General features: G+C 71.9%; 11 protein-coding genes. 5 read left to right on the top strand and 6 right to left on the bottom strand.

What is annotated here, in order from left to right:
• Positions 1–167: 167 nt before the first annotated feature.
• The 4 genes from ACFU5G_RS03600 to ACFU5G_RS03585 all read right to left on the bottom strand — a co-directional run bounded on the left by ACFU5G_RS03600 (position 168) and on the right by ACFU5G_RS03585 (position 5,860).
• On the bottom strand, positions 168–2,657 hold the full coding sequence (locus ACFU5G_RS03600; protein ID WP_377240862.1) for a TIM-barrel domain-containing protein: 2,490 nt from the start codon (positions 2,655–2,657) through the stop codon (positions 168–170).
• A gap of 73 nt (positions 2,658–2,730) precedes the next feature.
• On the bottom strand, positions 2,731–3,552 hold the full coding sequence (locus ACFU5G_RS03595; RefSeq protein WP_377240860.1) for a carbohydrate ABC transporter permease: 822 nt from the start codon (positions 3,550–3,552) through the stop codon (positions 2,731–2,733).
• A gap of 89 nt (positions 3,553–3,641) precedes the next feature.
• Positions 3,642–4,589, bottom strand: a complete 948-nt coding sequence (locus tag ACFU5G_RS03590; protein ID WP_377240858.1) for a carbohydrate ABC transporter permease — start codon at positions 4,587–4,589, stop codon at positions 3,642–3,644.
• The gene (locus ACFU5G_RS03585; RefSeq protein WP_377240856.1) at positions 4,586–5,860 is read right to left on the bottom strand and encodes an ABC transporter substrate-binding protein; all 1,275 of its coding nucleotides are present in this window, start codon (positions 5,858–5,860) and stop codon (positions 4,586–4,588) included. Before ACFU5G_RS03585 ends, ACFU5G_RS03590 begins: the two co-directional genes overlap by 4 nt.
• 184 nt (positions 5,861–6,044) lie before the next feature.
• On the opposite strand from ACFU5G_RS03585, the gene ACFU5G_RS03580 reads away from it, so the two are divergent.
• Positions 6,045–6,659 (top strand): TMEM175 family protein, encoded by a 615-nt coding sequence (locus ACFU5G_RS03580; RefSeq protein ID WP_377240854.1) that lies wholly within the window; start codon positions 6,045–6,047, stop codon positions 6,657–6,659.
• 66 nt (positions 6,660–6,725) lie between these two features.
• Complete coding sequence (locus ACFU5G_RS03575) at positions 6,726–7,328, top strand: VOC family protein (RefSeq protein WP_377240852.1); 603 nt, start codon at positions 6,726–6,728, stop codon at positions 7,326–7,328.
• Between the two features lie 87 nt (positions 7,329–7,415).
• Here the strand turns inward: ACFU5G_RS03575 and ACFU5G_RS03570 are convergent, their stop codons facing one another.
• Positions 7,416–8,006: a uracil-DNA glycosylase family protein gene (locus tag ACFU5G_RS03570; RefSeq protein ID WP_377240850.1), complete on the bottom strand. Its 591-nt coding sequence runs from the start codon at positions 8,004–8,006 to the stop codon at positions 7,416–7,418.
• 130 nt (positions 8,007–8,136) lie between these two features.
• Between ACFU5G_RS03570 and ACFU5G_RS03565 the strand changes: the two genes are divergently transcribed.
• The 3 genes from ACFU5G_RS03565 to ACFU5G_RS03555 all read left to right on the top strand — a co-directional run bounded on the left by ACFU5G_RS03565 (position 8,137) and on the right by ACFU5G_RS03555 (position 11,011).
• Complete coding sequence (locus ACFU5G_RS03565) at positions 8,137–9,006, top strand: CPBP family intramembrane glutamic endopeptidase (RefSeq protein WP_377240848.1); 870 nt, start codon at positions 8,137–8,139, stop codon at positions 9,004–9,006.
• Positions 9,003–10,256 carry a sensor histidine kinase gene (locus tag ACFU5G_RS03560; RefSeq protein ID WP_377240846.1) on the top strand — a complete coding sequence of 418 codons (1,254 nt, stop codon included), beginning with the start codon at positions 9,003–9,005 and terminating at the stop codon, positions 10,254–10,256. Before ACFU5G_RS03565 ends, ACFU5G_RS03560 begins: the two co-directional genes overlap by 4 nt.
• A gap of 107 nt (positions 10,257–10,363) precedes the next feature.
• A complete protein-coding gene (locus ACFU5G_RS03555; protein ID WP_377240864.1) occupies positions 10,364–11,011 on the top strand; it encodes a response regulator in 648 nt (215 codons plus the stop codon).
• Between the two features lie 388 nt (positions 11,012–11,399).
• Here the strand turns inward: ACFU5G_RS03555 and ACFU5G_RS03550 are convergent, their stop codons facing one another.
• Positions 11,400–14,387, bottom strand: a complete 2,988-nt coding sequence (locus ACFU5G_RS03550; RefSeq protein ID WP_377240844.1) for a glycoside hydrolase family 43 protein — start codon at positions 14,385–14,387, stop codon at positions 11,400–11,402.
• Positions 14,388–14,551: the final 164 nt, after the last annotated feature.

Here is a 14,551-nt window from a genome sequence, read left to right as displayed (position 1 = left end):
CAGCGGCACAGGCCTGTGCCGACCTCGATGCAAACTGCCGACGCCGCCACGGACTGCCGATCTCGGCAGTGCGGACTGCCGACGTCGCGCACTCGGACTCCCGACGTCATGCACGCGGACTGCCGACGTCGCTAGAACCCCGACGCCGCGCACGCGGGCTGCCGGCGTCAGCGGGCCTCCAGGGTCACCGCCGCGAGCTGTTCGACCAGGGCCGCGCGGACCTGGGCCGGGAGGTCGATCGCGGAGAGCTCCGCGATCTTCTCGGCCGCACTCCGCGTGCTGCTGACGACGTCCCACGCCGCGAGCTTCTCCGGGTTCGCCGACTGCGCGGACTCCAGGATCACGCGCGCCGCCTCGGTCCGGTCGGTACCGATCCCCAGCGGGCCGCCGTCGACCCGCACCACGACCTCCACCGTGGGCGCGGCCGTGGCCGTGACGCTCCACCGGCCGTCGACGCCGTCCACCGGGACGACCGTGCCGTTCACCGTCACCGAACCCTCGGGCCGGGCCGCGAGGAACGTGAGGGTCCACTGCCGCTGCGCGGGCAGCGCCGACGCGTCGCCGCGCACGGGCTCGATCCGGAGCTCGCCGCGCGCGCGGTCCCACCGCAGCGCGGTCCGCGCGGCGGGCCCGGCAGGCGCGGCATCGGCACGGACGCTGTCCGCCCCCGCGGAGCCGTTAGTTCCAGCACCGCGGACGCCGACGCCGACGCCGTCAGCCCCAGCACCAGCACCAGCACCAGCACCAGCCTCGACGTCCTCCGCCAGCACGAACTCCCCCGACGCCCCCGGCGCCACCAGTACCTCCAGCACCTCCGGGTTGCGGGTCGCGTCCAGGTCGCCCCCGGCGTCGAGCGGCAGGATGCCGCCGGCCCGCAGCAGCGCGGGCACCGACCCCAGCGTCCGGTGCATCTCGACCGTGCGTCCGCCCTGGTAGACCGCGTCGGTGAAGATGTCGGTCCACAGCCCCTCGGGCAGCCACACACGCGCGCTCCCCCGCAGCGAGGCGGCGTCGCGCGGCGTGGTGATGGGCGCGACCAGCAGCTCGCTGCCGAACGCGTACTGGTTGGGCACCTCGTACGCCTCCTGCCGCCGCGGCTCCAGGTGGTACATCGGCCGCACGAGCGGCACTCCGGCGGCGGCGAGGTGGTTCATCGTGTGCAGGTACGGCACCATCCGGTGCCGGAACCGCAGCGCGTCGTCCATCGCGGCGCGGTGCTCGGGCGGAAAGACCCACGGCTCCTTGCGGATGAACGGGTTGTTCGCCGAGTGCAGCCGCATGATCGGTGAGAAGACGCCGAACTGCACCCACCGGGTGGCGAGCTCGTCGTCGCGCACGCCGCGGGTGTGCCCGCCGATGTCGTGGCTCCACCAGCCGTAGCCGATGTTGGCGGCGGTGGCGGTGAACTCGGGCTGGAAGTCGAGCGACTCCCACGAGACCACGGCGTCGCCGGAGAACCCGACGGCGTACCGGTGGCTGCCGGGGCCCGCGTAGCGCGAGAACGTCATGCCCGGCTTGCCGTCGCGGGCGGCGTCGAGGTGGTGGAAGTGGTTGAGCACCCACAGCGGGTCCACGCCCGGCATCCCTGAGGTGCGGCCCTGCTGCCAGTCGATCCACCAGAAGTCGACGCCCTGCTCCTCCAGCGGGTGGTGCAGCTCCCGGAAGTACGCCTGGAGGAACGCCGGATCGGTCGGGTCGAAACCGATGGGCTGCTCGGTGTCCGGGTCCACGCCCAGGGCGCGGGCCATGGCGGGGTAGGCGTCCTCGAAGGCGCGGACGCCGTCGGCCGGGTGCAGGTTCAGCGTGGTGCGCAGCCCGCGCTCGTGCAGGGCGCCGAGGAATGCGGCGGGGTCCGGGAACAGCGTGGGCTCCCAGGAGTAGCCGGTCCAGCTGCTGCCGAACCGCTCCGGCACCGAGTCGACCCGGTGCCAGTCCATGTCGATCACCGCGACCGAGAACGGGATGCGCTCCTCGTCGAACCGGTCCATGAGCGCCAGGTAGGACTCGTCGCTGTACGGGTGGTAGCGGCTCCACCAGTTGCCGAGCGCCCAGCGCGGCAGCCGCATCGGATGCCCGGAGACCCGGTAGAGGTCGCCGATGGCGGCGCCGTACTCGCGGCCGAACGCGAACACGTACAGGTCGCTGCGGCCGGGCACGCGCGAGCCCACCCAGCCGTCGTCCTCGAACAGGAACGACGTCGAGTCGTCGACCACGCCGATGCCGTCGCGGGAGACGACGCCGGGTTCGAGGTCGGCCCAGCCGTCGACGTCGTCCAGGGTGCGCGCGGTGCCCCCGAGGTCCCGGGGCGGGTCGCCGTACCGCCAGCGCCCGGAGTCGCTGCCGAGGATCTCGACCACGAGCCCGCTCGCCGAGAACTCGCCGCCGTCGTACCGCAGGCGGGCGCGCGCCGTGGTGACCACGACGCCGTCGCCCACCCGCTCGACGGCGAACTCGGCCGGCGGCAGGTCGCGCCGGATCGCGAACGTGGAGGCGCGGTCCTCGAACCCGCCGTCCGCCGAGCGCTCGACCCGGAAGACGCCGTCGCTCAGCACGGTGATGCGCCAGCCGGCGCCGTGCACCTGCTGCTCGGACCGCGCCCGGGGCGCGGCCTCCGGCAGCGGCCGGACGACGGACAGGCTGTCGACGATCTCTGACATGGAACTCCTCGGTGCTTTTCCGGCTCGGTGCTTGCTCGATTTCAGGGCCTGGCGACGGCTCGGCCAGGCGGGCTCAGCTCTTGACGGCGCCCTGCGTCACGCCGCTGATCACCCAGCGCTGCGCGAACAGGTAGGCGATGATGCTCGGCGCCATCGCCATGAGGTACGACGCGAAGGCGACGTTGTAGTTGGTGCCGAACTGGCTCTGGAAGATGTTCTGCACCACGGGCAGGGTCTGCAACGTCGGGTCGGACATGATGAGCGACGGCATCATGAAGTCGTTCCAGGAGGCGAGGAAGGCGAAGATGCCGACCGTGGCGTTCATGGGCCCGAGCAGCGGCAGGATGATCCGCCAGAAGATCTGCCACGTGCTCGCGCCGTCGATCCGCGCGCTCTCCTCCAGCTCGATCGGGATGGAGCGCAGGTAGGCGGTGTAGAGCAGCACGCTGAACGAGAGCTGGAACATCGCGTGCAGGATCCCCACGCCCAGCGGGTTGTCCAGGCCGGTCAGCGCCGTGAGCTGGATCTGCGGCAGCGCGACCACCGGGAACGGCAGGAACAGGGCCGCGAGCAGGTAGATCATCGACCAGCGGAAGAACCGGTGCGACCAGTTCCGGGCGATGGCGTAGGCCGCGAGCGAGCTGAGGAACAGCGTGAGCAGCACCGCGATCGCCGCCACGGCCAGCGAGATGCCGAACGAGACCGGGAACCGCGTCAGCGACCAGGCCTCGGCGAAGCTCGCCGGGTTGAACGGGGCCGGCAGCGAGAACGCGTTGCCGTCCGCGGACTGGCCGCTGGTCTTGAACGCCATCGACAGCGTCACGTACAGCGGCACGAAGACGGTGAGCGTCGCCAGGCCGAGCAGGATCGTCAGCGGCCAGTTCGTGCGGTTCACGCGTCCGGCGTGCGCCGGGCGCGAGGGTCGGGCGGACGGGCGCGGGCCGGACGGGCCCTGGCCGGCGGTGCGAGAAGCTTCGACGGTGGTCACAGCTGGACCGCCCTTCCACGGGTGGCGACGATCTGGGCGACGGAGATGAGCGCGGTGACGACGAGGAACACCGTGGCGTTGGCCATCTGGTAGGCGTAGTCGCCGCCGGTGAAGCCGCCGAAGATCGTCATGGCGACGCTGCTGGTGGCGGTGCCGGGCCCGCCGCCGGTCAGGCCGACGATCACGTCGTACACGCCGAGGTAGCCCTTCACGCCGAGGATCGTGTTGATCAGGATGAAGCCCGCGATCAGCGGCACGGTGATGGACCGGAACTGGCGCCAGGGCGTGGCGCCGTCCAGCGCGCTCGCCTCGTACAGGTCGCTCGGGATCGACGTCAGCCCGGCCGTGTAGACCAGGAGCGCGCCCGGGATGGTCTGCCACGCGGACACGATCACGATGGACAGCCAGGCCAGGTCCGGGTTGCCGAGGATGCTCTCCTCCAGCGGCCCGAACCCGACCGCCGTCGCGATCGCGGGCAGCGAGTTGGAGAACAGGAAGTTGAACACGTACGCCACGACGATCCCGGAGACGACCATCGGGATGACGAACACCGTGCGCAGCGTGGTCGCGAACCGGATGCGGCGGGTCAGCGCCACGGCCAGGGCGAGCGCGATGGTCTGCGCGACGACGACGGTGACCAGCGCGAACCCGAGCGTGAACCCGTACGACTCCAGGATGCGCGGGTCGCTGAACAGCGCGGCGTAGTTGCTCAGGCCCAGGAACGACCAGTCGCCGAAACCCACGTAGTCGGTGAGGCTGTAGAAGATGCCGATCAGCGCGGGGATGATCACGAACGCCGTGAAGATCAGCAGCGTCGGGACCAGGAACACGTAGTACAGGGGCTCCACGCGCCGGCCGTTCGTGCGGCGGGCCGACGCTGTGCGCCCACCCGTCGTCGTGCTCCCAGCCGTCGTCTCGCTCTGGTACATCGTTGTGTCAGTCATACCGTGGCCTCCCGTCCGGCGAGCCGGCGCCAGTCGGCGTCGAGCTGGCGGAGCATGCCCTGGAAGTTGCCGCTGCGGATCGCGGACTGCAGGTAGTTGCCGAGCGGGATCGACGTCGGCACGAACGTCCCGGCCCCCTGGTAGAAGGCGGCGCGGTCCACGTAGTCCTGGAGTCCGGCGAGCCGCTCGTCCTGCTGGGGCGGCGCGTCCGTCAGCGTCGAGTACGCGAGGTTGTCGGCGTTGTAGGCGTTGATGACGTCGGGTCGCATGAGGAACTCGACCAGCTCGCGGGCCTCGTCCTGGTGGGTCGACGCCGTGGGGATCCACAGGCCCAGGTCGATGTTGACCCGTGCCTGCCGGTCCTCGGGGTTCTCCGAGACGGGCAGCGCGAACGTGCCGATCTCGAGGTCCGGGTCGACCAGCTCGATCTGGCTGAGCGCCCACGGACCCTGGAGGTACATGGCGGCCTCGCCCTTGCCGAACGCCAGGTTGCCGTCGGCGTAGGCCCGCACCGCGTGGTCCTTGTTGAAGTAGGACGAGATCGTCTTGGCGCGCTCCATCGGCACGGCGAAGTCCTTCTCGAAGGAGACCTCGGAGTCCGGTCCGACGTCGGTGCCCAGCTCCTTGAGCCGGCGGAAGAACTCGCCGGGCGCCACGAGGCTGCCCACCGAGTAGTCGAAGAGGCCCTGCCAGAGCGTCCAGGTGTCGCGGTCGGTCGCGTAGATCGGCGTGATCCCCGCGGCGACGAGCTCGTCGCAGACGTCGACGAACTGCGACCAGGTCTCCGGGACGGGCAGCTCGTGCTCCGCGAAGATCTTCTTGTTGTAGATGACGCCGGCGGCGGCGAGCGAGTACGGCAGCACGCTGGTGCGCCCGGGGTAGGTCGCGTACTGGTCGGTGAGCTCGCCGATGTCCGTGCGGACCGCCCGCGCGGACGGCAGGTCGGACAGGTCCCCGAGCACGCCGCGCTTGATGTAGCGGGCCAGCTCCAGGTTGTCGTTGAAGCAGCCGACGTCGGCGGGCTCGTTGCGCACGAACTGCGGGGCGATGGCCACGGTGCTGTCGTGGATCACCGTGATGCCGGGGCGCTCCTGCTCGAACCGGCGGAGCAGCTCGTCGAAGTAGGCGATCACCTCCTGCTTCTGCTCGTAGAAGCGCAGGGTGACACCCCCACCGCCGCCCGACGACGAGGAGGCCGACGACGGCGCGCAGCCCGCCACGCCCAGCGCGACCAGCGCGGCGGAGCCCGCCAGGAAAGACCGCCGGCTCACCGGGGCGGAACGACCAGAACCTGGACTCACGCTGCATCTCCCATGCTCGAACTCCGTTGCTCGCGGCGACCGTCGGAATTTACAGCGCTGTAAACAATCCCGTCAAACGTCCGGCGATCCGCGGGCGCCCGACGCGGCGGCGCGTGGCAGGATCGCGCACGGAAGCATCCGCACGGAGGTACAGATGAACACCGCACTGCCGCCGGAGCGCACCAGCGAGCGCCTCATCGCGTTCCTGGACGCCGCGATCGCCATCTCGATGACGCTGCTGATCCTGCCGCTCATGGAGAGCGTCTCGGAGGCGGTCGCCGAGCAGCGGACCGTCGTCGAGTACGTCCGGGAGCACTCGTGGCAGCTCGTCGCCTTCGCGCTCAGCTTCGTGATCATCGCGATGTTCTGGCGCCTGCACCACGGCATCCTGCACGCGGACACCCCCGCGACCCGGCGGCGGACGAACCTGCAGCTCGCGTGGCTATTCACCATCACGGTGATGCCCGTGGTCACGGCGCTGACCGGCGGTCTGGACACCGGCCGTGAGGTCGTGGCGTCGTACATCGGGACGCTCGCGGTGAGCGCCTGGCTGCTGTTCACGATCGCCGTCGTCGAGCGCCGCACCCGGACCGCCGCCGGCCTGCCCGTGGACGCCTCGATCGCGGCGATGCCGCTGTCCCTCGCGTTGCTGTTCACGCTCGCGCTGCTGCTCGGACTGCTGGTGCCGTCGTACCTCTGGCTGTTCATCATGGCGCTGGTGACGCCGCTGCGGACGGTCCTGCTGCGGGCCGGCGTCGTCGGCCGGTAGCGGCCCCGGGAAGGCGGTCAGGAATCGAGAAGCGTTGCCCGTACCCCGCTCCCTAACGTTGTGGGCATGGCAAACATCGACTCCGTCACCCTCGAGGTGGCCGACCCCAGCACCGCACGTTCCTTCTACGACGCCGCCTTCGGCCTGGGCGAGGACCGCCTCCGCCTGACCGCCGGCGAGACGCCGTCCTCCGGCTTCCGCGGGTTCCACATCTCGCTGGTCGCCGACCAGCCGGGCGACGTCCACGCCCTGTTCGACGCCGCCGTCGCCGCCGGCGCCACCGTGCTCAAGCCCATGGCCAAGTCCATGTGGGGCCACGGCGGCGTGGTCCAGGCGCCCGACGGCACCATCTGGAAGGTCGCGACCTCCGCCAAGAAGGACACGCGGCCCGCCGAGCGCCGGTTCGACGAGATCGTCCTCCTGGTCGGCGCGGACGACGTCTCGGCGAGCAAGAAGTTCTACGTGGGCCACGGCCTGACGGTCGGCAAGAGCTTCGGCTCGTACGTCGACTTCAAGATGGGCTCCAGCCCCATCGGCTTCGGCCTCTACAAGCGCGCCGCGCTGGCCAAGGACGCCGGAGTGCCGTCGGAGGGCACGGGCTCGCACCGGCTCACGGTCGGCGGCGACGTCGGCGAGTTCACGGACCCGGACGGGTTCGCGTGGGAGTAGGTGCGGGCGGTCGCCGGAGGAACACCAACTACCGGGGCGAGGTAACGGAGAGGTAGCAAAGTTCCCTCTCCGTTACCTCGCTCCTGGTCACGTGTCCGCGAGCGCCCCGGCCACGGCCTTCCGCAGCGCGGGTACGACGTCCGCCTCGAACCACGGGTTCTTGGCCTGCCAGCGGAAGTTCAGCGGCGACGGGTGCACCAGCGGCACCGTCCGGGGCAGGTACTCCTCGTAGGCCCGCACGGTCTCCGTCAGGCTCTTCCTGGCCCGGCCGCCCAGGTAGTACTTCTGGGCGTAGCTGCCCACGAGGACCGTGAGGCTGCGGCGCGGCAACCCGGCGAGGATCCGCGGGTGCCACAGCTCCGCGAAGCCCTTGCGCGGCGGCAGGTCGCCCGAGGCGCCCTTGCCGGGGTAGTAGAAGTCCATCGGGAGGATTGCGAACAGATTCGGGTCGTAGAACTGCTCGTCGGTCACGCCGAGCCAGGAGCGCAGCTTCACGCCGCTCGCGTCGTTCCACGGCACGCCGCTCTCCTGGGCCTTGCGGCCGGGCGCCTGCCCGACGAGCACGATCCGGGCGCCCGGGGCCGCCGCGTAGAGCGGCTCCCAGCCGAGCTCGGCGGCCCAGGCGTTGGCGGGGTCGGCGATGATCTCCGCCCGGACGAGGTCGAGGTTGCCGGTCACCGGCCCAGTCTGTCCCCCGTGCGAGCTACCCGCGAGTGTCCACCCTGCGGTGACGACCCCGGACCTGGGAATTCATAGCGTTCGGGGTGGCACGCGGCGCCCGGCCGCGGCCTCTCCCGAAGGAGTCATCGTGCGTCTGGTGTGGCAGCTCATCGCGGTTGTGGCGATCTCGATCCTTGGTGGCCAGGGCCTCATGGCCGTCCAGGACAACCCCTGGCTGACCCTCGGCGTCGGCCTGGCCACCGCGGTGGTCGGCGTCGTCGTCTACGCGTGGGTGGTGCGACTGACCGAGCGCCGCCCCGTGGTCGAGGTGGCCCTGAAGGGTTCCGCGCCCGCCCTCACCTGGGGCACGCTGCTCGGGCTCGGGCTGTTCGGCCTCGTCATCGTGAACCTCGCCTTCCTCGGCAGCTACACCGTGCACGGCCTCGGCTCGCCGCTCGGCGCCCTGGGACTGCTCGGCTTCATGGCCGCGGCGGCCGTGACCGAGGAGCTCATGTGGCGCGGCGTCCTGTTCCGGATCGTCGAGAGCTGGACCGGCACCTGGGTCGCCCTGACGATCACCGGCCTCCTGTTCGGCCTGGCGCACCTGCTCAACCCGAACGCCACCCTGTGGGGCGCCGTCGCCATCGCGCTGGAGGCCGGCGGCATGCTGACCGCCGCGTACGTCGCCACCCGCAAGCTCTGGGTGCCGATCGGCCTGCACCTGGGCTGGAACGTCGCCGGCAGCGCCATCTTCAGCACCGAGGTGTCCGGCAACGACACCCCGCAGGGCCTGCTCGACGCCTCGACGTCCGGCCACGTGCTGGTCACCGGCGGCGAGTTCGGTCCCGAGGGCAGCCTCTACTCCGTGGTGTTCTGCGTCGTCACCGCCGCGATCTTCCTCGTGGTCGCCCACCGGCGCGGCCGCATCGTGCCCCTGAACCGCGCCGCCCGGGCCGCCCACGCCGCCTCTGCCGCCGCGGCCTCCTCCACCGGCAAGGCCGCTAGGCTCCCCGCGTGACCGACCTGCGTAGCGCTCTGGACCGGTGGCGCCGGCTCGACGTCACCGTCCGGGACCTGCCGCTCGCCCTCGGGCTCGCCGGCCTCGCGTTCCTCCCGTTCCTGCGCGACTACGGCACCCAGGTCGGAGAGCTGCCCGCCCGTCCCCTGGACGGGTGGGCGGTCCTCGTCATCGCCCTGCAGTGCCTCCCCCTCGCGGTCCGACGGCGGTGGCCCGCCCTCTGCATGCTGCTCGTCGCGGTCGGCTTCGCCGCCGCCCAGGTCACGGGCTACCACTCGTTCGCGGGCAACACGCTCGGCGTCGCCCTTGTGAGCACCGGCGCCCACCTCGTCCGACGCCGCCGCGTGGTCCCCGCCGTCCTGACCGTGGCCTACGTGGCGCTCGCGGTCGCGCTCGACCGGCTGACCGGGGCCGAGCGCGTGGACGAGCTCGTCACGTTCTACCTGGCGATGGCGCTGGCGTGGGGCATCGGCACCTGGCTGCGCTCCACCCGGGCGGCCGAGGCGGACCGGCGGCTGCGGGTCGCGCAGGACACGCTGGTGGCGGAGCGCACCCGGATCGCCCGTGAGCTGCACGACGTCGTGACCCACCACGTCACGGCGATGGTGGTGCAGACCGAGGCGGCGAAGTACCTGACCGCGGCGCCCGAGCGCCTGGAGCAGACCCTGGACGCCGTCACCGACACGGGCCGGCGCGCGATCGCCGACCTGCGGCACCTGCTCGACCTGCTCGATCCGGGGCACGACGGCGCCGCGCGGACGCCGTCCGCGGGCGAGGTGCGCGACCTGGTGGAGCAGACGCGCCGGGCCGGGCAGCCGGTGGAGCTGGTGGAGGACGGCGAGCCGGCAGGGTCGGCGGACAGCGCCGGGCTCACCGCCTACCGCGTGGTGCAGGAGGCCCTGACCAACGCGCTCAAGCACGCGCACGGCGCCGCGACGACGGTCGACGTGCGGCACACGGAACGGGAGATCGTCGTGGAGATCAGGACTGCGGGGGCGGGTGCGGGTGCGGGTGCAGGCTCGGGTGGGGTGCGGGGTTCCGGGTCCGGATCGGCACCCGGACCGGGTTCGGCGTCGGGCCCAGGTTCCCGGCCTGCCGTCCCCGGCGGGAGCGGCCGGGGACTGGCCGGGCTCCGCGAGCGCGTCGAGACGCTGGGCGGCGAGTTCGGCACCCAGCGGCTGGACGACGGCGGCTTCGTCGTCCGGGCGCGGGTCCCCCGCGCGTACTCGGCCGCTGGGGTCCGGGCGTGAGCGGGAGCAAGGCGGCCGGGCCGGCGTCGGGTGGGCCGACGTCCGCCGGGCGCACGTCCGCAGGGCCGACGTCCGCCGACCCGGCAACGCCCGGACCGACACCGCCGATCCGGGTCCTCGTGTGCGACGACCAGGCGCTGATCCGCACGGGCTTCGCGACGATCATCGACGCCCAGCCCGACCTGGAGGTGGTGGGCGAGTGCGCGGACGGGCGCGCCGCCGTCGACCTCGCGCGGCGGCTGGAGCCGGACCTCGTGGTGATGGACGTGCGGATGCCCGTGCTCGACGGCATCGAGGCGACCCGCCTGCTGGCGGGCGCCGGGGTCGAGCGGCCGGTCAAGGTGCTGGTCGTGACCACGTTTAACCTGGACGAGTACGTGTACGAGGCGCTGCGCGCCGGGGCCAGCGGGTTCCTGCTCAAGGACGCCCCGGCGGGCCAGCTCCTTGCGGGCATCCGCACGGTCGCAAGCGGTGCGGCGCTGCTGGCCCCCGAGGTGACGCGGCAGCTCGTGGGCCGGTACGCGGCGCGCATCCGGCCCGCCGAGGCCCCGGTCGCCGACACGGCCCTGACGCCGCGCGAGCTGGAGGTGCTGCGGCTCATCGCCGACGGCCGGTCCAACGGCGAGATCGCCGCGACCCTCGTGATCAGCCAGGAGACGGTCAAGACCTACGTGTCGCGCATCCTGGCCAAGCTGGGCCTGCGCGACCGCGTGCAGGCGGTGGTCCACGCCTACCGCACGGGCCTGGTCACCTGATCCGACCAAGGCCCGATCCGACGACAGCCGTCCAAGTGGCCGGGACGACTGACAACCCGGCGGCTGGCTCCCCTGGCAACGCTGCCGGCAACTCTGCCGGTGGGACGGCTGACAACCCGGCCGGTGGCTCTGCTGGCGGCCCTCCCCTTCGAGGCCTAAGTTTCTTCGCTTTCGATCAGTCGAAAGCGAAGAAACTTAGGCGTCGAAGGAGTACCCCGCTGCCAGCAAGAACCGCAGCCGCAGTTGGCCGACGGACCTTCCTGACGACCCGGCCTGCTGCCTCCCCTTTGAAGCCTAAGTTTCTTCGCTTTGGGACGTCCCAAAGCGAAGAAACTTAGGCCTCGAAGGGATACCCAGCCGTCGTCTGTAGACGGTGGCCGGGTAGCCGTCAGCCGCAGTCCGCCGCCGGGTAGCCCGCCGTGAGGCCGGCGTCGCCCCGCTTCGCGACCGTGACGCTCCCCGCGTCGAGCGCCGCCTCCCGCGTGCTGACGACCGCCTCGCCCGTGCGGCCCGGCGCGACGTCGCGCACCACGCGGGTGCCGAACGGCGTCCGGACCTCGATGTCCGCCCTCCGGTCGCCGAGGTTCCGCACCGTGGTCACGAGCTGGGCCTTGTCGCGCCCCACGCACCGCGCCACCACCGCGGGCTCCACGGCAGCGGAACGCGCCCCCACCCCGAGCGCGGGGATCTTCAGGTACGAGCCGGGCGTCGCGAACGTCAGCCGCACAGCCGAGGCCCAGACCGGCTCGAACTCGACCGACGTCGGCGCGCCGGTCGCGGCGGGCGCCACGTCCTGGGCCGTGGTCGGGTGCCACGTGCCCTGGGCGTCGCGGTACTCGACGCCCACGGTCGCGACGGTGCCCTCGGTCGTCGTGAAGCCCACGCGGTCGACGGCGCGCGGCGACTCCGGCTCGACCGTGAACGTCACCTCGTCGCGGCCGGCGCTGCCGGACCACGTGGACCACGAGGTCGAGGCGTTGCCGTCGCACGCGTTGGCCGCCGGCATCGTCTCCCACTCGGTCTGGTGGAAGCTCGCCGAGACCGTGGTGCCCTCGGCCCGGCACAGGTCGACGACGTCGTCCGCGCCCCAGACCTGCACCTCCGAGATCGACTGCCACGTGTTCGTCGCCGTCGTCAGCCGCACGCGCAGGGCGTTCGTGCGCGGCAGGTCCGAAACGTCGAGCGTCGCGACCGGCGCGGCGGAGGCGGCGTCCTGCGCGAGGTCGACGCGCACGTCCGTCGTCGTCCAGGCGCCCGACGCGTCGAGGTACTCCGCCGCGACCGTGGAGGGCCAGGTGGCGCCCGAACCGTCCTTGTAGGTGTGCACCACGACCTGGTCGAGGTCCTGCGCGAGCGGCCAGGTGAACGACAGCCAGCTGTTCCGCGGGTAGCCCGACGACGTCCAGTCGTCCCAGCCCTTGCCCTTGACGTTGCCGTCGACGACCGTCGGGGCGAGGTTCGCCCGGCTGGACGCGGCGACCGAGGCGTCGGGCGCGAGGTTGGCGACGCCGTCCTCGTGCACCTCGATCGTGCGCGTGAAGGTACGGCCCGCCGTGAAGCCGTCCCCGGCGGCGAGCGTGCCCGTGATGGTCTGCGTGCCGCGCGTCTCGAACGACGTCGCGCTCCAGGTCACCGGCACGTCGCTGGTGACGCCGTCGACCTCGACCGGGACGGCGTCGGGCAGGGTGGCGCCGAAGTCCTCGCCGGGCGCCACCTCGGCGGGCACGCCGTCGTCGGTCACGCTCCAGATCCTGGTGCCGGTGCCCTTGTCGTCCCAGTAGCTCTCGTCCCAGCCGTCGCCCCAGCGGGCCGGGTCCTCGGTCGCGGGGTTGCGCATCTCGGCGCGGCCGTTCTCGCCGATCGTGACCGGGAGCCAGACGTAGTTGGAGTTCGCGGCCCCGGCGTTCCAGCGGTCGCCCATGTAGACGAAGCGGCCGCCGCCCAGGTCGAGCACGTTGGTCGACTGCGAGCCGAAGGTGGTGCGGCGCGTGTCGCCGACCGACAGGAGGCCGTCGCCGCCCTCGGGGATCGCGTTGTACGCGACGTTCTCGTGCTGGTCGCCGGCCTCGACGCCGCGGATCCAGGAGCCGAGGATGCTGTCGGCCGTGTAGTAGGTCTGCGGGTTCGGGGCCCAGCCCGTCGCGCCCGACGCCACCGTGTAGTACTTGCCGCCGTGCTGGAACAGGGCGGGCGCCTCCAGGACGCCGCACTCCTTGACGATCTGGAAGTCCTCGCCGCGCACCGGCGCGGCGGAGGTGCCGTCCGCGAACAGGTACGGGTAGCGGCCGTCCTCCGAGTACTGCCCGGCGTCGACCATGTCGACGTCGGTGGTGTGCGTGACGTTCGTGTAGTCCGCGTCGAGCTCGGCGATGTACAGCGTCCGGTTCTCCTCGGAGGAGTAGACGATGTAGGCGGTGCCGTCGTCGTCCTGGAACACCGTCATGTCGCGGGCCTGCCCGGGCACGGCCGCCGAGATGCACGCCTGGTAGTTGGTGCGGTTCGGCATCCGGTACACGCCCGTCATCCTGAACGGCCCGGTCGGGCTGTCCGAGACCGCGACGCCCGCCATCGAGCGCGCGTACATGCTGCCGCCCACGGTGGTCTGCCCGTCGGAGTGCCACCACAGCACCCACTGCTTCGTCGCCTCGTTGTAGAGCACCTTGGGGCGCTCGAAGATCGTCGTGTGGTCGGCGGCGTCGTTGGTGTTCAGGTGGTAGTTCACCTCGGCGATGCGGTCCGCGCGGGGCTCGCCGGCGTCGTCGACCGTGTCGTAGAGGGCGTCGAAGTAGTCCGACTCCAGCTCCGCGGCGTCGGACACCGAGCGCAGGACGACACCCTCGTCGGTCCAGTTCTTCGTGTCGTACGACTTGTACGCGTGCACGCCCGGGCTGCCGTAGTAGCCGTTGCTGCGGTCCTCGCCGTACCAGAAGTAGACGGTCTGGCCCGCCTCCTCGCCCTCGACGACGGACCCGGCGTCGACGCCGAGCTCCTCCGCCGGGACGGAGACGACCTGGCCGCCGTGGGCCTGGATGTGGTTGCCGGCGGTGTCGGGCCAGGACGGCGTGAAGTAGTCGGCGGCGCCGGCGCCGGGGTCGAGGATCGGCGAGTAGGTGGTGGCGATGTCCGTGGTCGCGGCGTCCGTGGTCGCGGCTGTCTCTGCGGTGGCAGCGACCGGCGCGGCCTCCGGTACGACGGCGGGCGCGGCCTCCGGTACGGCCGCGTACCCGACGGCGGGTAGCGCCGGGACGGCGAGCGTCGCGGCCAGCGCGACGGCGACCGCGCCGCGGCGCCGAGGGCTTGCCGGTCGAGGGCTTGCCGGTCGGAAAAATGCTGGTGGTGCGGCAAGGTTCGTGCGCCGAGCGCGGCGGTGACCCATGTCCGTCTCCTTCATCCTCGAAGTCTGTGGACGCGCGAGGACGGAGGACGGCGCCGGCCCCGCGGAACGCGACCCTGCGTTCCGGCGGGCCCTGCGGGACCGCCGCGCCTCAGGCTGGCACCCGCGAAATGTTCACGTCAACAAGATGTGCGAAAGTGATCGCC

The sequence above is a fragment of the Promicromonospora sp. NPDC057488 genome (assembly GCF_042802395.1).
Classification (GTDB): domain Bacteria; phylum Actinomycetota; class Actinomycetes; order Actinomycetales; family Cellulomonadaceae; genus Promicromonospora.
This window is presented reverse-complemented; position numbering and strand designations above follow the sequence as displayed.